The organism is Dickeya sp. CFBP 2040 (assembly GCF_012273755.1).
Taxonomy (GTDB): domain Bacteria; phylum Pseudomonadota; class Gammaproteobacteria; order Enterobacterales; family Enterobacteriaceae; genus Dickeya; species Dickeya poaceiphila.
In genome coordinates this window covers 1-16,395 of record NZ_JAAVXH010000078.1, presented here as the reverse complement: position 1 = coordinate 16,395, position 16,395 = coordinate 1, and the positions used below count along the sequence as shown (strand labels likewise).

14 protein-coding genes and 1 pseudogene are annotated in these 16,395 nt (G+C 53.7%); 9 read left to right on the top strand and 6 right to left on the bottom strand.

Features of this window, described 5'->3' with window-relative positions; translation table 11 throughout:
- Positions 1-24 precede the first annotated feature (24 nt).
- The 4 genes from ugpE (at position 25) to Dpoa2040_RS10205 (ending at position 3,839) form a co-directional block, all read left to right on the top strand.
- Positions 25-873, top strand: coding sequence for a sn-glycerol-3-phosphate ABC transporter permease UgpE (gene ugpE, locus Dpoa2040_RS10220; RefSeq protein WP_168641204.1), 849 nt, complete (start codon positions 25-27; stop codon positions 871-873).
- Positions 874-879: 6 nt separating this feature from the next.
- Positions 880-1,956 (top strand): sn-glycerol-3-phosphate import ATP-binding protein UgpC, encoded by a 1,077-nt coding sequence (locus Dpoa2040_RS10215; protein ID WP_168641176.1) that lies wholly within the window; start codon positions 880-882, stop codon positions 1,954-1,956.
- Entirely contained in the window at positions 1,953-2,696 is a 744-nt protein-coding gene (gene ugpQ / locus Dpoa2040_RS10210; protein WP_168641175.1) for a glycerophosphodiester phosphodiesterase, read from the top strand. Before Dpoa2040_RS10215 ends, ugpQ begins: the two co-directional genes overlap by 4 nt.
- A 186-nt stretch (positions 2,697-2,882) precedes the next feature.
- The gene (locus Dpoa2040_RS10205; protein ID WP_168641174.1) at positions 2,883-3,839 is read left to right on the top strand and encodes an AEC family transporter; all 957 of its coding nucleotides are present in this window, start codon (positions 2,883-2,885) and stop codon (positions 3,837-3,839) included.
- A gap of 54 nt (positions 3,840-3,893) precedes the next feature.
- On the opposite strand, the gene Dpoa2040_RS10200 is transcribed toward Dpoa2040_RS10205, so the two are convergent.
- Complete coding sequence (locus Dpoa2040_RS10200) at positions 3,894-4,175, bottom strand: DUF2756 domain-containing protein (RefSeq protein WP_210423904.1); 282 nt, start codon at positions 4,173-4,175, stop codon at positions 3,894-3,896.
- Positions 4,176-4,349: 174 nt separating this feature from the next.
- Here Dpoa2040_RS10200 and Dpoa2040_RS10195 point away from each other — a divergent pair.
- Positions 4,350-4,813 (top strand): annotated as a pseudogene (locus Dpoa2040_RS10195) (tRNA (cytidine(34)-2'-O)-methyltransferase).
- A gap of 38 nt (positions 4,814-4,851) precedes the next feature.
- Here Dpoa2040_RS10195 and Dpoa2040_RS10190 read toward each other — a convergent pair.
- The 4 genes from Dpoa2040_RS10190 to cpxR form a co-directional block, all read right to left on the bottom strand.
- Positions 4,852-5,634: a DUF3142 domain-containing protein gene (locus Dpoa2040_RS10190; RefSeq protein ID WP_168641173.1), complete on the bottom strand. Its 783-nt coding sequence runs from the start codon at positions 5,632-5,634 to the stop codon at positions 4,852-4,854.
- Positions 5,604-7,808 carry a hypothetical protein gene (locus Dpoa2040_RS10185; protein WP_168641172.1) on the bottom strand — a complete coding sequence of 735 codons (2,205 nt, stop codon included), beginning with the start codon at positions 7,806-7,808 and terminating at the stop codon, positions 5,604-5,606. The genes Dpoa2040_RS10190 and Dpoa2040_RS10185 overlap by 31 nt, the downstream gene beginning before the upstream one ends.
- 318 nt (positions 7,809-8,126) lie before the next feature.
- Entirely contained in the window at positions 8,127-9,497 is a 1,371-nt protein-coding gene (cpxA, locus tag Dpoa2040_RS10180) for an envelope stress sensor histidine kinase CpxA (protein ID WP_042867728.1), read from the bottom strand.
- Between the two features lie 16 nt (positions 9,498-9,513).
- Positions 9,514-10,212: an envelope stress response regulator transcription factor CpxR gene (cpxR, locus tag Dpoa2040_RS10175; RefSeq protein WP_042867730.1), complete on the bottom strand. Its 699-nt coding sequence runs from the start codon at positions 10,210-10,212 to the stop codon at positions 9,514-9,516.
- Between the two features lie 184 nt (positions 10,213-10,396).
- Between cpxR and cpxP the strand changes: the two genes are divergently transcribed.
- Positions 10,397-10,957 (top strand): cell-envelope stress modulator CpxP, encoded by a 561-nt coding sequence (gene cpxP / locus Dpoa2040_RS10170; RefSeq protein ID WP_168641171.1) that lies wholly within the window; start codon positions 10,397-10,399, stop codon positions 10,955-10,957.
- A gap of 191 nt (positions 10,958-11,148) precedes the next feature.
- Here the strand turns inward: cpxP and Dpoa2040_RS10165 are convergent, their stop codons facing one another.
- On the bottom strand, positions 11,149-11,637 hold the full coding sequence (locus tag Dpoa2040_RS10165; protein ID WP_128569650.1) for a hypothetical protein: 489 nt from the start codon (positions 11,635-11,637) through the stop codon (positions 11,149-11,151).
- A gap of 361 nt (positions 11,638-11,998) precedes the next feature.
- On the opposite strand from Dpoa2040_RS10165, the gene Dpoa2040_RS10160 reads away from it, so the two are divergent.
- The 3 genes from Dpoa2040_RS10160 to Dpoa2040_RS10150 all read left to right on the top strand — a co-directional run bounded on the left by Dpoa2040_RS10160 (position 11,999) and on the right by Dpoa2040_RS10150 (position 16,194).
- Entirely contained in the window at positions 11,999-13,750 is a 1,752-nt protein-coding gene (locus Dpoa2040_RS10160) for a phage tail protein (RefSeq protein ID WP_168641170.1), read from the top strand.
- Positions 13,751-14,119: 369 nt separating this feature from the next.
- On the top strand, positions 14,120-15,805 hold the full coding sequence (locus Dpoa2040_RS18380; RefSeq protein ID WP_168641169.1) for a phage tail protein: 1,686 nt from the start codon (positions 14,120-14,122) through the stop codon (positions 15,803-15,805).
- Between the two features lie 8 nt (positions 15,806-15,813).
- Complete coding sequence (locus tag Dpoa2040_RS10150) at positions 15,814-16,194, top strand: tail fiber assembly protein (protein WP_168641168.1); 381 nt, start codon at positions 15,814-15,816, stop codon at positions 16,192-16,194.
- The last annotated feature ends 201 nt before the right edge of the window (positions 16,195-16,395 follow it).

The window sequence follows — 16,395 nt, the reverse complement described above, 5'->3', positions numbered from 1 at the left end:
CGTTCTGCCATGACCGCAAGCCGGATGATTGAGAACCGTCGCGGGCTGGATGTCTTCAGCCACGCCATGCTGGTGGTCGCCATTATGGTGGTGTTGTTCCCGCTGTATGTGGCGTTTATCGCTGCCACCATGAGCCAGGAACAGATGTCGCAGGTGCCGATGTCGCTGCTCCCCGGTGGGCACCTGTGGGAAAACGTGGCCTATATCTGGCGGCACGGCGTGGGCGACAATAATAGTGCGCCGTTCGGCCTGATGCTGTTTAACAGCTTTGTGATGGCGCTGGCGATCACCATCGGCAAGATCAGCGTGTCGATGTTATCGGCTTACGCGATTGTTTATTTCCGTTTCCCATGCCGTAACCTGTTTTTCTGGATGATCTTTTCCACCCTGATGCTGCCGGTGGAAGTGCGTATCTTCCCGACGGTTGAGGTGATTTCTCACCTCAACATGACCAACAGCTATGTTGGGTTGACGCTGCCGGTGATGGCGTCTGCCACCGCCACGTTTCTGTTCCGCCAGTTCTTTATGACGCTGCCAGATGAACTGCTGGAAGCGGCGCGTATCGACGGTGCCGGCCCGATGCGCTTTTTCTTCGACATGGTGTTGCCGTTGTCTAAAACCAATCTGGCGGCGCTGTTCGTCATCACCTTTATCTATGGCTGGAACCAGTACCTGTGGCCGCTTCTGATCGTCAACGACCCGCATCTTGGCACCGCTGTCGCCGGGATTCAGAGCATGATCGCCACCGGCGACACGGCGACGCCCTGGCATCAGGTGATGGCGGCGATGCTGATGACGATGCTGCCGCCGCTGTTGGTAGTGCTACTGATGCAACGCTGGTTTGTTCGCGGTCTGGTTGATAGTGAGAAATAGAACCCTATGGCATGTTTAAAACTTCAGGCCGTCACCAAATCCTATGACGGTAAAACGCAGGTAATTCAGCCGATTGATCTCGACGTGGCGGACGGCGAATTCGTGGTGATGGTAGGGCCGTCCGGCTGCGGTAAATCGACGCTGTTGCGTATGGTGGCCGGTCTGGAACAGACCACCAGCGGCGATATTTATATCGGCGATGAGCGTGTAACGGATAAAGAACCTAAAGATCGCGGCATTGCGATGGTGTTCCAGAATTACGCGCTCTATCCGCATATGAGCGTTTACGACAACATGGCCTACGGCCTGAAAATCCGGGGCTTTGGTAAAGAGCAGATTCGCCAGCGGGTAGATGAAGCGGCGCGTATTCTGGAACTGCAACCGCTGTTGCAGCGTAAACCGCGCGAGCTGTCTGGCGGCCAGCGCCAGCGTGTGGCGATGGGGCGCGCCATTGTGCGCGAACCGTCGGTATTCCTGTTCGACGAACCGCTGTCCAACCTTGATGCCAGGTTGCGGGTGCAGATGCGTCTTGAACTGCAACAACTGCACAAACGGTTGAAAACCACCAGCCTGTATGTCACCCACGATCAGGTGGAAGCGATGACGCTGGCTCACCGCGTGATTGTGATGAACAAAGGCGTGGCGGAACAGATCGGCGTGCCAGCGGAGATTTACCGTAAGCCGGCGTCGTTGTTCGTCGCCAGTTTCATCGGTTCGCCTGCCATGAATTTGTGGGCCGGGCAGGTGAGTGCAGACGGTAACCGGCTCGAACTGTCGGCGGATTTCTCGCTGCCGCTGCCGGTGGCGAAACCGCAGTGGCAAGGGCGTGCCGTCACGCTGGGTATGCGCCCAGAGCATATTTTGCAGTCCACCGCCGATGCCGGCGGCGTGCCGCTGGTGGTGGACACGCTGGAATTGCTGGGTGCGGATAATCTGGCGCACGGCCAATGGGCGGGGCAGAATATCGTGGTGCGCCTGTCGCACGAACATTGTCCGGCGGTGGGAGAAACCCTGTGGCTTACGCTGCCGACGGTATCTTGGCATATATTTGATTCGCAAAGCGGATTACGGATGGAAGCATGACCCCGAATTGGCTTTATCCTGCTATCGTCGCCCACCGTGGCGGTGGTTCTCTGGCACCAGAAAACACACTGGCGGCGATTGATGTCGGCGCACAGCATGGTCACAAGATGATCGAGTTCGACGCCAAGCTGTCGCAGGACGGGCACATCTTCTTGTTGCACGACGACACGCTGGAGCGCACCAGCAACGGGTGGGGCCTGGCGGGCGAGCTGCCGTGGGACAAACTGGTCGGGCTGGATGCCGGTAGCTGGTACAGCAGCCAGTTTCAGGGCGAACGCCTGCCGTTGCTGTCTGAAGTAGCGAAACGCTGCGAGCAGTACGGTATGGCGGCCAATATCGAGATCAAACCGACCACCGGCTGTGAGGAGCAGACTGGCCGCGTGGTGGCGCTGGCGGCCCGTGAGTTGTGGCGGAACCATCCGGTCGCGCCGTTGTTGTCGTCGTTTTCAGTTGATGCGCTGGCCGCGGCGCAGCAGGCGGTGCCGGAATTGCCGCGTGGTCTGCTGCTGGACGAATGGGACGACGACTGGCGCGCCCTGACCACACGTCTCGGCTGTGTGTCGATTCACCTCAACCACCGCCTGCTCGATGAAGCGCGCGTCAGACAGTTGAAAGACGCTGGGCTGCGCATTCTGGTGTATACCGTCAATCAGCCTGACCGCGCTCGCACCCTGTTGCTGTGGGGCGTTGACTGCATCTGTACCGACCGGATAGATTTGATTGGACCGCAATTTAATTAACGTCGGCTGAATGTCGCCTGTCCTGACAGCACACCACGCCGGCTAATAATAAACCGGCGTATTTCATCCGGCGTTTCCTGTATGACCAGGGCTGTTCGGCCCACTCCCCGGCAGGGTTTGCCTTGCCGTCGTGACCCGCCATCAGCCTTCGCCCAGATGAACCGCGCATTTTTTCAAGGAAGGGCGATGCCCACGTTTATTATTTCTCTTTGGCACCAGATTTTTCTTTCCCTGCCGCTGTTTGTACTGATTGCACTGGGGTATGCGCTGGTTCGCCTTGGTCGCTGGCCGTCCGCGGTGACCGATGCGCTCACTAAATTTGTGTTTTCGGTTGCCTTGCCTGCCATGTTGTTCCGCATGATGTGCGATTTCTCCAAACGGCCAGCGGTAGATGCCCGGTTGCTGATAGCCTTCTTCGGCAGCTGTTTTATCGTGTTTGTGCTGGGGCGGGTGGTAGCGAGCCGGGTTTTCCGGCTGGATGGCGTTTCCGGTTCGGTGTTCTCGCTCAGCGGTATTTTCTCTAACAACGTGATGCTGGGCTTACCGATTGCTACGTTGATGCTTGGCCCACAGGCGATCCCCTCCGTGGCGTTAGTGCTGGTGTTCAACGGCTTGATTTTATGGACGTTGGTGACGGTTTCTGTGGAATGGGCGCGTAACGGTTCGCTGTCAATGCAGGGGTTTGGTAAAACCGCTGTCGGCGTGCTGAAGAACCCGCTGATCATCGGTATTCTCAGTGGAACGCTCTACAGCCTTACCGGCCTGCCGCTACCCGACACCCTTGATAAACCTATCGGTATGTTAGGGCAGATTGCGGTGCCGTTGTCGCTGGTGACACTAGGCATGGGGCTGGCGGAATACCGCATCCGCGATGGCTGGCAAATCAGCATGGCTATCTGTCTCATCAAGCTGGTGGTGCAGCCGCTGGTGGTGTGGGTGCTGGCGGTCGCGCTGGGTCTGCCGGAGATGGAAACCCGTGTGGTGGTGCTGCTGGGTTCGATGGCGGTGGGCGTCAACATCTACCTGATGTCGCGGCAATTCAATGTGCTGGGCGGTCCGGTTGCCGCCAGCCTGTTGATGTCAACCACGTTGGCGGGGATTACCACGCCGTTGATTCTGACGCTGATGGGCGTAAGGCTATAAACACCCTGCGCTACCCGCCGGTGATCCTGACGTGAGCGGCGGGTGGCGCAGATGTCAGTACCGGTTGGTATTGCCGGGGCTGGATTGCTGGATACGCTGGCGATTCTGTTCCAGTTGCTGTTGCAGTTGTTGCTGTTGATCGCGGCTGCGCTGCTGGATTTCCTGATTTAACAGTTGCTGTTGGAGCTGCTGGTTTTGCTGCATCTCCTGCAACAGCCGTTTCTGGCTGCTGATGCCGTTTTCAAATTGCTGCTGCTGTGGCGAGATCGGTTGTGTGGCGGCCAGAGCCAGCCACGGCAGGCTCAGAAGCAACATCAGGGAAGATAATATTTTCATGACTCCTCCGGGAAACAGCTGTCGGATAGATTTATTCTAGTGCTTAACGGTGGCGTCGTCCCGGCCTGCGCGGATTCGTTGGCCGATTGGCGACCTCATCCGTAGCTGGGGCGCAGGGACGGAATACGCTATACTGACGCCCACCTTTTTCGTGTTTTCTTGCCTGACTTTATCATGTTCCATATTGCGCTCTATGAGCCACAGATTGCACCCAATACCGGTAATATTATCCGTCGGCGGCCAATAATGGCTGTTCATTGCACCTGATCGAGCCGTTAGGCTTTGATTTCGAGGAAAAAAAACTGCGCCGCGCCGGGCTGGATTATCACGATCTGGCAAAGGTGCAGCGCCATGCCGATTATGCGGCGTTTCTGTCCGCTGTACCCGGATGCCGGATTTTCGCCTGTACCACCAAAGGCAGCCGCCCTTACGATGAACCCGACTACCAGCCGGGTGATGTGCTGCTGTTTGGCTCGGAAACCGCAGGCTTGCCGGATGCTATTCGCAACGGCTTCGCACCGGAGTTTCGCATTCGCATTCCGATGGAGCCTGACTGCCGCAGCCTGAATTTGTCCAACTCGGTAGCGATTATCAGCTACGAGGCCTGGCGACAAAATGGGTTTGGTGGCCGACGCTGACGCGCAGAACCCGCGGGAACCGACAGGAGCATGTGCGTTTAATGCCGTTGCAGGGCCTGGAGGATAGGGGTACGACGCACGGGGGTCGGGTTAAGCAGGAATACCACTTCACCCCGGTAGAATGGCGATGATGCCAGCCGCCGCTGCCACTGTTCATCCCACTTACCGTGCTGTACCAGTCCGAGCCGGAACGGCAGTGTCAGCTTCATCAACGCAGGCAGATAGGCGGTGTAATTTTCCACGGTATGCCGCCCCTGATAGGTCTGCACCACGATGTCATCCACCACCCCGTTCAGACGGTTGAGTTGCCGGATGTCGCCGGTTTTGGCCCAATCCAGCAACCCGGTAATGCTCAAACGGCAGTCAGGCGGTAGTTGCTGGCGGAGCGTTTGCAAAAAGGCGACATAGTGCGACAGGTGGTAGCTTTTGGCATCGAAATCGATCTGGATGCCATCGACCTGATTGCCGGCGGCGGCCCAACGCTTGCGGAGTTGCAACAGTCGCTGCAACTCTGGTTTACCGAGGCGCAAGTCAGAAACCCGAAACGACAGCCAAAGGTGCCTGACCGGCAGCGAGCTGACCGGGATGCCCTGACGCAGAAACACCGTTTTGCCTTTCCGTCGGGCGATTTCCCCCTGATGCAGGTAGAGCATAGTAGCCTGAGATAACACCGGCTGGGGCTGCACCGCCGCCCACAACCAAAAAGCCTGATAGTGGGTGGCGTTAACCGTGCTGCCGTGCGCAGTGAAACTCAGACACAGCAGGCTCATCAACGCAATGCCGCAACGGACTACCAGTAGTATTTGAGCTGTCGCGCCCATTGGCTGCCTTTAAAGTCCGTTTTGAGCTGCCGGAACCACGCCTTGCGCGTTTCTTTACTGATATCTTGCGAGCCGCAATCATTGTAGCCGCTGGGGGCGTAGCAGTAGATGGCGCGGTAGAGCGCATAGCTTTTATCTTCCGGTGGGGCTTTCGCGTCGGCAATCACCTGCATGTAGTTATCCAGACGATTAAATTCCTGGCCTTGATAGTGCTCGTCGGCATCCGTCAGGCCGTTAAGCATGTTGCTTTCGCCCCAGTCGAATCCCACGCCGTTGCCGGTACGCAGGAAGAACTCACCCATACAGTTGAGCGCATGGGCGTGATTAGGATTCATGCTCAGGATGGTGACGGTTTCCTGTAGCGTGGGGCATTCATACCCCTCTTCAGTGTCGCTGCCATCCCAACCGAACGCCGTCAGATCTTCTTCGTTCCAGCTCATGTTCTCTGTACTTTGCAACGGTGCAATGGTCTTAAGCAGTGCGCTGTCTTTCAGAAAACCAGCGTAATCGCGGTGTGTTAGCTGCTTGGTCAACAGGGTGTGCAGGGCGATGACGCGTTCTTCATGCGTCTGTTGCGGGCTGGTCTGCCGGTGCAACAACTCGGCATCGGCGCTGACTTTCAGGATGGCGGAGCGAAAACGCAGGTTTTTGACCGGGCTTTCCGGCGTGAACACCCGCTCCGGATGGCCGCTGTCCACCAGCGTTTGCGCCAGCGCCAGTTGCAGGTACTGTTGCTGGGTGTAGGTGGTTTTCAGCATCAGCAAATGACGCCAGTGTGCTTCCGCATCGTCCCACTGTTTTTGTTGTTGCATCGCCAGTCCGCGCAGTATCTGGCTACTGAAGGCGGTAACCTCGGTGATGTCCTTTGCGGTGGTCATGGGCAGGGTTTTCAATACTGCGGCGTAATCCCGCTGCTGATAGTACTGAAACGCCGCTTGCAGATAACGAAAGGCATCCGGCATACCGGCTTTGTCAAACAATGGTTGCTGGCGGGTGATCTCCTCTTGCGTCAGCGCGGGCAACGTCATCCAGCCGTCAGGGCTGCGCAGGCGTTTGATGTCCTGTACCAGCATCAGGATTGGCGTATCGGCTGAGGACACAAAGCGGTTGTCTTCCAGCAGTTTGTTGTCAATTTCGTTGCTAATGGTCAGCAGTTGATCCACGCTGTTGGCCGCAGCCAACACCCGACTGAAGCGGCCAGCTAACGCGGCGGTGTCGCCGCTGATCCACTCAGCCCGGCGGTATAGACCGTTAGCCGATTCGACATATATCCCTTTAGGATACTGTTTCAGGTACTCATCAACACGTTTCACCGCTTGTTGTCCGGCGGACTTGTCCATTTTGCGGGGGTCGAACATGTTGTATTCGTCCTGCGCGTCGTTCATCGCCTGATTAATCGATACCCGAATCAGCATATAACGGGCGGTTTCCGCCACCCACGGTTGGCTGGCCTGCAACAACTGCTGGAAGCCTTTTTCCGCTTGATCAAACTGGCCTTCATAAAATTGGGTGGCACTGATCAGGTAGCGCCGCCACTCGCCGGCATGGCCGGTTTCCGGCACGCTGGCGACATCGGTCATGACGTTATCAACAATGTATTCGCTGGACAGCATCCTTGTTCGCACCAGCGCTAACTGGGTTCGTTGGGTATCGTTCAGCTCTTTGTCTGCCAGCAGCAGGTCGAAAAAACGCTCCAGCGTGGTGAAGTCGTTGGAAATCCAGCGTCCATCCAGATCGACCGGCGTCAGGTCGCGCAGTTTGCTCAATTCGGTGTCGGGGAAGTGTAACTGCGCGGCTTTTTGCAGCAGAGAGGCGTTATCGTCATCGTCGGTTCCATCGTCCGACGGGGTGCTGGAGGAAGTTGATTTGTTGGTTTCTGCGCTGTCGCTGGCTTCTTCGGTAGCGGCTAATCCCATCACACGGTAAGCAGTGAAGGGGTCAACGCGTGAACGGGTCTGATCCGGCTCCGGCTGGGGAAGCGGCAGCGGAATATGATTACGGCTGCTTTGCAGCAGCACCAGATTGGTCCGGGTGTCGTTATCCGGCAGAAGATAGGGGAGCGCAGGCATACCACAATCGGCATCGGAAAAACCGCATACGCCATCGACGGAAGCGTACGCTGGCATCTGTGCCAGCGTGGCAATGAATCCAGCCATTAAGGCTAATCCTTTCATGTTCTTTTCCTGTGCAAGGTGTCAGGCAACATCAAGAACTTATTCCATCAGACATGTGCAGGTTCATGCATGACTGAAGGAATAACTACTTTTTTGCTTTTGCCAGCCGGGCTGCGCCACTTGTTGATTGTAGCCTGTTGATGGCAGTTTTAGTCCGGCGGCACAGGCTCTCACTCTACCCGACCGGAGGAAAAACTCAATCGGCTGAAGGTATGGATGTGATAGCGGGCGCGGTAGCCCGCGCCCGAAGAGAAGGAGGCACTATTATGCACGCGAGTCACTGTGCACGCGAGTCACGTTGATGATTGCCGTTAATTATTAACATTGATAGAGCGGTAGCCAGAGCGTGAGCTGCAAACCGCCAAGCGGGCTTTCATCGGCTTTAGCCCAGCCGCGATGTTGGGAAATAGCCGTTTCGACAATTGCCAGCCCCAACCCCGTACCGCCAGACTCGCGGTCACGGGCTTCATCGGTACGGTAGAATGGCCGGAAAATTTGCTCTCGATCTTCCGGGCTGACGCCGGGACCATCGTCACCAACAACAATGGTGACACCCTGAGCATCAGCCGAAAACGACACGGCGATACGGCTGTGCGAATAGCGCAACGCATTACGCACCACATTTTCCAGCGCACTGTCGAGCGCAGTTGGGTTGCCGAACAACGGCCAGGGACCGGGGGGCGATAGCACCTCCAGCGTTTTACCCATCTGTTCGGCTTCAAAGCGGGCATCATCCAGCACATCGTTCCACAGTTCGTCTGCCTGTAGTGCTTCCCGCGACAGTTCATTTTTGTGCTGGTTGCGCGACAGCACCAGCAGGTCGTTAATCATGCCATCGAGCCGTTGGGTTTCGGTTTCGATGCGGTTCAGTTCGTTGCCTTCCCCCTGACGCCGCCGCAATAGCGCGGTCGCCAGTTGCAGACGGGTCAACGGCGTACGCAATTCATGGGAAATGTCGGATAACAGGCGTTGTTGCGCGGTCACCATTCGCTCCAGTGCGCTCACCATCTGGTTAAAGCTGGCGCCGGTCGCCCGGAATTCCTGTGGGCCGGACTCCAGCTCAGGATGCTGCTTCAGGTTGCCGCGCGCCACTTCATCGGCGGCGTTTTTCAACTTGCGTGCTGGTTTCGCCAGGCTCCAGGCCAGCCACAGCAACAGCGGCGAACTGGTGAGCATGGTAACTATCAACAGCAGCAGCGGGCGGTCAAACAACAGGTTGATAAAATCAGATTGCGGACTGCTGGCGGGGCGCAGCATGTACATCAGGTAGCTGTCTTCGCCATCGCGTACGGAGAATGGTCCCAGCAATTCCAGCCGACCGTATTTTTTCTTTTGCGGGAAATCCGCGCTGTCAGACTGGCCGATGAAATTGCGCACCATCTGCATTTCATTACGCTGGGCGCCAATCACGCGCCCTTCGCTGGTGACCAGCAGCAGGCGCTGACCGGGTGGCGCCCACTTTTCGATAACGCGAAACAAACGGCGCCACCACAGCAAATCATTCGCCGGGTCGATCGCCAGCTCGGCTTCGATGTGCTGTTCCAGCATCAACCCCTGCCGCTGTTCGTTTTCCAGCAGCGGGGTGAGTTGCCGGGAATCCAGTTTCGGCAACATCAGCACCAGCATCAGCACCAGTGCCAGCGTCAGCCAGAAAATGGCAAAGATACGGGCAGTAAGGCTGTTGATCATACCATCGCAACCCGGATCATGCGGTAGACACCATCAGGTAGCCTCTGCCGCGCAGCGTTTTAAACCAAGGCAGACCATCCTTGCGTTCTGGCAGCTTGCGCCGCAGGTTAGAGATATGCATATCAATGGCGCGGTCGAACGGCGTCAGGCGCTTACCCAGCACCTCCTGACTGAGATGTTCACGCGACACCACCTGGCCCAGACGCTGCGCCAGCAGGTAGAGCAAGGTAAATTCCGTACCGGTCAAATCCAGCACGTCATTGTCGAAGCTGGCTTCCTGACGGCCTGGGTTTAGCCGCAGCGCATCCACTTCAATGGTTGGCGCGCTGGCTTCGCCGGCCTGCTGTTGGTCTGTCCAGTTGGAGCGCCGCAAAATAGCGCGGATACGGGCGACCAGTTCCCGGTCGTTAAAAGGCTTGGGCAGATAGTCGTCCGCGCCCAGTTCCAGACCGAGCACGCGGTCCAGTTCGCTGCCGCGGGCGGTAAGCATGATTACCGGCGTCTGGTAGCGTTGGCGCACTTCCTTGAGCGTATCAATGCCGTTTTTCTTCGGCATCATGATATCCAGCAATAACAGGTCAACCGAGTCATCCAACACGCTTAACGCCTGTTCGCCGTCATGGGCGACAACGACGTTAAAGCCTTCCATTTCGAGCAATTCCCGCAACAGGGATGTCAGCTCGCGATCGTCATCAACCAACAGGATTTTATTCATTATTTACCTACCTCCACGGGCAAAATACGTCATAGATCGCCGCTATTCCATGACTTTACGTAGTTTTACATCGTCTGACGCATGTTTGCAGCAAGGCAATTAGACTGAACTCATCGATTAGCCAAACAGTACACGGCACACCGTACGCCAACACAAGCGGTACGTGAACACAGAGGAGTTATTGATGCGAAGCACCATCATCTCGTTATCTCTTACTTCACTGCTGATGCTGGTAACCAGCACTGTGATGGCAACCAAAAACGATTTATCTACCGAAGACCATGTATTCTCCGAAAACCGTACTCCTGTATTGGGGAGCTGTTATCGGGATGACTCTGCCACGAAACGCACAGAGAGTCAGCAAGGCATGTTTGACGGTGTGAAGCTGACGGAACATCAGCGTCAGCAAATGCGTGACCTGATGCGGCAGGTACGCCATGAACAACCCGCGTATGATGCGAACGATGTGGAAGCCATGCATCAGTTGGTAACGGCGGAAAAATTTGATGCTCCGGCGGTGCAGGCGCAAGTTGCCAAAATGGTTCAGGCGCAAATTGTGCGTCAGGTGGAGATAGCCAGAGTGAGCAACCAGATGTACAACATGCTGACGCCGGAGCAGAAATTGATTCTTAATCAGAAGTATGAACAGGCCATGCAGACTGTGCGCCAACGGATGTCGGCGTCTGGTGTGGATAGTCAGAATCTGGAACTGTCCCGTCAGGGTCAGAACGAGAGTACCGAGTAGTGTAATGCGTGTTTTTCCGAGTAGTGAGAGTAGTGCTGAGAGTAGTGTGTTAGAGAAGTAACCTGTTTTCCTTGCCATAGACACCATCCCTGTCTTTTAGCCCTCCTTGATGGAGGGCTTTTTTTTGCCGGCGAATGGTAGATAGCCGTTTGTTTTTTGCATTAACGGCAATTTTTTAAAACGGCAATATGTTAATTTTTATGCCACTTCTGTGTGATTGGATTATTGACCTTATTTTCTTCCTGGGTAAATGTACCATTTTGTTGCGCTATGGCTTCGCCCGTTTCGACGATGGCATTCTGTATAAAATATTTCTCTTTATCACCATTAATAAATGTTAACTGATGGAATGCGGTCTTTTTCCCCCAGTCATCAGATGGCAATGAGATATATCTGATAGTATAGGTTTGATCCTGAAAACCGCCTTGCATGACGTAAACGCCATAATGCTCTTCGCCTTGCGATATTATTTTATAAATACCGTTGTCGTAATAGAATATTTTCGCATCGGGGAATGGCTTTTTCTCATAGAGTTTACGGTAGTGCAGCGTCTGCCTGTAAGTTGGCTTACCAAAGCCGACTTCAAGTTTTTGTTCATTGTTATCAGTTGTTAACGAGCTTGCCTGACTGGAACTTATTGCCATCAGCCCCAGAAAAAGAAATGAAACATTCATCTTCATGCCTATCTCCTTAACTTTGCTTCATGTTTTTATGAAAAATAATAATGCGTGCTAATTTATGTTAATTCCCATCAATTTATTCTATGAGTAAATTATATTTCTGTTATGTCAATGATGTTACTAATCATCATTTTCTTTCCAAATATTCACAAAAAAAATCGTTTTATTTTTTGAATACGGCTTGTTGTGTTGTCGATGTACCAACCCTCATCGTGCACGTTTTTGCTGGCTGGTCAGCATAATGCCCGGTACTGCCACAATGGGCTGAAATCGCTTGAAAAAGCGAGTGTCGAGAGCGTGGCGGTATTTGTTCCATGCCTGTGCATGGGTTCCTTTATCGCTAATTCTGATGAGACATATTATGAGCACGAAATATACGGCTCTGCTTACCAAAGTGGGAGCTGCCAGGCTGGCAAATGCAATCGCACAGGGAAAACAGTTGGAAATTACCCGGATGGGCGTAGGGGATGGCGGTGGTGTATTACCCACGCCCGATCCCTCCCAGACTGCGCTTTTGAATGAAAAACGGCGCGCCGCGCTTAATTCGTTGGTACTTGATCCGACCAATGCTAATCAGATTATTGCCGAACAGGTGATTCCGGAAAATGAAGGCGGATTCTGGCTGCGTGAAATAGGGTTGTATGATGCGAACGATAATCTGATTGCAGTCGCCAACTGCCCGGAAACCTATAAGCCGCAATTGCAGGAAGGGTCGGGGCGTGTACAGACGGTACGTATGATTCTGGCAGTCAGCCAGACTGATGCGGTGTCGTTGACCATTGACCCAGCAGTGGTGCTGGCCAGTCGGAAATATGTGGATGACAAGGCGTTATCTTCGCAGGCGTATACCGATACGAAAGTCACGGAAGTTAAATCCTATACCGACAATGGATTAGCCGCACATATTGCCGCTGTGAGTCCACACAAGCAGTATGCACCGATTGAAAGCCCGGCGCTGACGGGGGTGCCTACCGCGCCAACAGTAAATTCCGGGAATAACTCATCCCAGTTAGCGACAACCGCATTTGTGCATAACGCGATCGCTGATAACGCCTTTGCGCTGGATTTTACGAGCAGGGCGACTGGATGGGATGTACCGTGGGATGCCAAAAGCGGGTTCTATGAGGCCTATTTAGGGTCGTATTCACAGGCCGTGTTGCATTTTCACGGCTCAGCGTCGAGTTGTACCGCCCTTCAGTTTGCTGCGCGTTACGGTAACGGTGGGCTGAGTTATCGGACGTCCCGCGATGACAAGGGTTTTGAGCATGACTGGGAGCAGATTTACACCACCGGATTCAGGCCATCACCTGCGGATATTGGCGCGCTCTCGGTGGCCGAATTCAACCAGACCATTACGTCATATGCGCTACTGTCCAGCCCGTCGTTCACCGGTAATGTGGCTGTAACGGGCGATGGAACTCAAATCAGGTTGCAGCAGAGCACAGTGGCGCCAGCGTCCGGGTCGTATCTGCATTCAGTTGACAGTGCCGGCGCATTTTTGTGGGCGGTCGGGCGCAGTGAAAATAACCGGTCTTTAGAACTGGTGGGCAAAGGGGGGAATCGCGTCGCGCTCACGGATGGCGGTGATATCACGATTGCTCCCACTGTCGGCGGCGCAACACGCATTACCGGTACGGTAACACTGACCGCGCCCGCTGCCGGAGATAACAGCAACAGCGCCATTACATCAGCATGGTTCGCGGCAGAACTGGCGGGCATTCCGCTGCCATTTCCCGGTGCGGTTGCTCCGACAGGCTGGCTCAAGTGCAACGGCCAGACGTTTGACAAGAATCGCTATCCACGGCTGGCGCAGCTCTACCCATCAGGCACGTTGCCGGATTTGCGCGGCGAGTTTATTCGCGGCTGGGATGATGGGCGGGGAGTGGATGCGGGGCGGCAGCTGTTTAGTTGGCAGGGGGATGAAATTAGATCCCACAGCCACGATTTTGTTTCGTGGCCGAATAGTGGTAATTCCCAGTCTAAGGGCGGAGCACAGGACGCCAATGGTGGCGATGGCAGATACTACGTGCACAGCGGCATCGTTCTACCGGCAGGAGGTATGGAAACCCGCCCCCGCAATATCGCCTTTAACTACATCGTAAGGGCCGCGTAACGAGTGATAAATATTTTTTTGCTGTACAAAATGCCAACTGAGTAGTAACGGAATAATACCGATAAACTGATTTAAACCTATTTCGACACCTGTCTGGAATAACAACATATTAATTATTCTATGTGGCCTGCACCGACTGAATAATTCACCCCCTTGATATTCCTACCCGCCTTAATGGCGGGTTTCTTTTTATCCGTTTGTTGTGCCATGGCAGAAACAACGCCAGCCAGGCGATTTGCCGCCCGTCTCTTTGCATAATGTTGTCAGAGGCAACAACAAAATGGAATGGCTTGCAAAAACAGGCCGCGATTAGGGCTGTGTTCATTGCGATGCCACGTGCTGTTTAAGATGATTCAAAAGGAAAATGGTATGGCGGTGAAATACATGACATTACTCACTCAGGTGGGTACAGCAAAACTGGCGAATGCCACGGCGTTAGGGAAAATGCTGAATATTACCCATATGGGTGTGGGCGATGGCGGCGGTAATCCAACAACGCCTAATCCGACTCAGACGGCATTGATCAATGAAAAACGTCGTGCGGTATTGAATGCCCTGAGAGTCGATCCCGCTAATCCGAACCAGATTATTGCCGAACAGGTGATTCCGGAAAATGAAGGCGGATTCTGGCTGCGTGAAATTGGTTTGTATGATGCGGACGGGGATTTAATTGCCGTGGCCAACTGCCCGGACACCTATAAGCCGCAATTACAGGAAGGCTCTGGCCGCGTACAAACCGTACGTATGATTTTAGTGGTCAGTAACGCCAGTGCCGTCACGTTGAAAGTAGACCCGGCGGTGGTGCTGGCAACGCGTAAGTCGGTTGATGACAAGGCGATTGAGGTGCAAGCCTATGCCGATGGGCTGATGACCAGCCATGTGAATGACGCGAATCCGCACAAACAGTATGCGCCGATTGCCAGTCCGGCGCTGACGGGGGTGCCTACCGCGCCAACAGTAAATTCCGGGAATAACTCATCCCAGTTAGCGACAACCGCATTTGTGCATAACGCGCTCGCTGATAACGCCTTCGCATTAGATTTTACAAGCAGGGCGAAGGGATGGGATGTGCCGTGGGATGCTAAAAGCGGGTTCTATGAGGCCTATTTAGGGGCGTATTCAGAGGCTGTGTTGCATTTTCACGGCTCAGCGTCGAGTTGTACCGCACTTCAGTTTGCAGCGCAATTTGGTAACAGGGGGCTGAGGTATAGGACGTCCCGCGATGACAAGGGTTTTGAGCATGACTGGGAACAGATTTACACCACCGGATTCAGGCCGTCACCTGCGGATATTGGGGCGCTCTCGGTGGCCGAATTTAATCAGTCCATTAAATCGTATGCACCGATTGAAAGTCCGGCGCTGACGGGTAATCCCACTGCACCGACGCCACCGTTATTTGATGCGGATAACAGCATTGCAACTACGGCGTTTGTGCAAAGAGCCTTGGGTAATATGAGGTCAGTATTTGGTGTCAGAGAAAATCAGGTGCTAACTGGCGATGCGTTTGGCTGCTTTGTTGAAGCCCAGGTGGCAGGTATTACGATTACATTACCGAATGCCTCCCTTTGTGCTGGTGGGGTTATTGAGTTTAATAATATCTCTAATGGGACTGTGACTATCTCTGGTGCCGGGGTGGAAATTCTAGGGCCAAATAACCCATCCGGTTCCAGTACGATGATGGTTAAAAGTGGGACAAATATAAAATTCCTTTCCACAGGGCCACAATGGCGGGCAATTGGTGGTGGTGGTGCGGGGATAGGATTTAATGGTTACCAGATCTTACCGTCAGGAATTATTATTCAATGGGGCGTTGGAGCAACATTAGGTGCCGGAGTTATCAATCAGTTATTTCCTATTGCGTATCCTAATAATATCTTCTCTGTAGTGATTACAGAAAATGATTCTGCCGGATGGAATCACAATGATGTGACAGTGTATGGGCAAAGCAATAGCACGAAAGAAATGCTGAAAGGGTATGGTGCTTTTGTCCGCAATGGTGGATCTGTTGAGTTTTCTTCTGGTATTTCTTATAAGTTTATTGCAATAGGGAATTGAGGTGTAATATGTTTTATTCTAAATCGTCTAATGGCTTTTATAGTAATGAGATTCATGGTGTTAATATTCCTGATGATGCTATTGAAATCAGTGATGATTATTATCATGAATTATTAAATCAACAAACGCATGGTAACATTATTGTGTTTGATGAGTCGATAAAAAAACCGATTGCGGTGACCCCATCACCACTTTCAGAAACTCAATTAGCTGAGGCGGCAAGGCGTCAACGAGACAATTTATTGACTGCCAGTGACTGGACCCAGGTAGCTGATGTCCCTGTAGATCAACAAGCTTGGCGTATATACCGAGAAGCGCTACGTAAGATTCCTGAGCAGACGGGATTTCCTGTAAATATTGAATGGCCGCTATTACCGGGAAATAAATAACAGTATTTTTCTTTTTTAATTTTTCTCATTGTCTCATTTTATTTTCCCGCCTGAATGGCGGGTTTTTTTTATCCGTTTGTTGTGTCATGGCAGAGAAAACGTCAGTCAGGCGATTTGTCGCACGTCTCTTTGCATAATGTTGTCAGAGGCAACAACAAAATGGAATGGCTTGCAAAAACAGGCCGCGATTAGGGCTGTGTT

Excerpts from the sequence above, each read along its gene's own strand:
- ugpE (WP_168641204.1), top strand. The coding sequence starts at position 25 with ATGATTGAGAACCGTCGCGGGCTGGATGTCTTCAGCCACGCCATGCTG.
- Dpoa2040_RS10215 (WP_168641176.1), top strand. The coding sequence starts at position 880 with ATGGCATGTTTAAAACTTCAGGCCGTCACCAAATCCTATGACGGTAAA.
- ugpQ (WP_168641175.1), top strand. The coding sequence starts at position 1,953 with ATGACCCCGAATTGGCTTTATCCTGCTATCGTCGCCCACCGTGGCGGT.
- Dpoa2040_RS10205 (WP_168641174.1), top strand. The coding sequence starts at position 2,883 with ATGCCCACGTTTATTATTTCTCTTTGGCACCAGATTTTTCTTTCCCTG.
- Dpoa2040_RS10200 (WP_210423904.1), bottom strand. The coding sequence starts at position 4,175 with ATGAAAATATTATCTTCCCTGATGTTGCTTCTGAGCCTGCCGTGGCTG.
- Dpoa2040_RS10190 (WP_168641173.1), bottom strand. The coding sequence starts at position 5,634 with ATGGGCGCGACAGCTCAAATACTACTGGTAGTCCGTTGCGGCATTGCG.
- Dpoa2040_RS10185 (WP_168641172.1), bottom strand. The coding sequence starts at position 7,808 with ATGAAAGGATTAGCCTTAATGGCTGGATTCATTGCCACGCTGGCACAG.
- cpxA (WP_042867728.1), bottom strand. The coding sequence starts at position 9,497 with ATGATCAACAGCCTTACTGCCCGTATCTTTGCCATTTTCTGGCTGACG.
- cpxR (WP_042867730.1), bottom strand. The coding sequence starts at position 10,212 with ATGAATAAAATCCTGTTGGTTGATGACGATCGCGAGCTGACATCCCTG.
- cpxP (WP_168641171.1), top strand. The coding sequence starts at position 10,397 with ATGCGAAGCACCATCATCTCGTTATCTCTTACTTCACTGCTGATGCTG.
- Dpoa2040_RS10165 (WP_128569650.1), bottom strand. The coding sequence starts at position 11,637 with ATGAAGATGAATGTTTCATTTCTTTTTCTGGGGCTGATGGCAATAAGT.
- Dpoa2040_RS10160 (WP_168641170.1), top strand. The coding sequence starts at position 11,999 with ATGAGCACGAAATATACGGCTCTGCTTACCAAAGTGGGAGCTGCCAGG.
- Dpoa2040_RS18380 (WP_168641169.1), top strand. The coding sequence starts at position 14,120 with ATGGCGGTGAAATACATGACATTACTCACTCAGGTGGGTACAGCAAAA.
- Dpoa2040_RS10150 (WP_168641168.1), top strand. The coding sequence starts at position 15,814 with ATGTTTTATTCTAAATCGTCTAATGGCTTTTATAGTAATGAGATTCAT.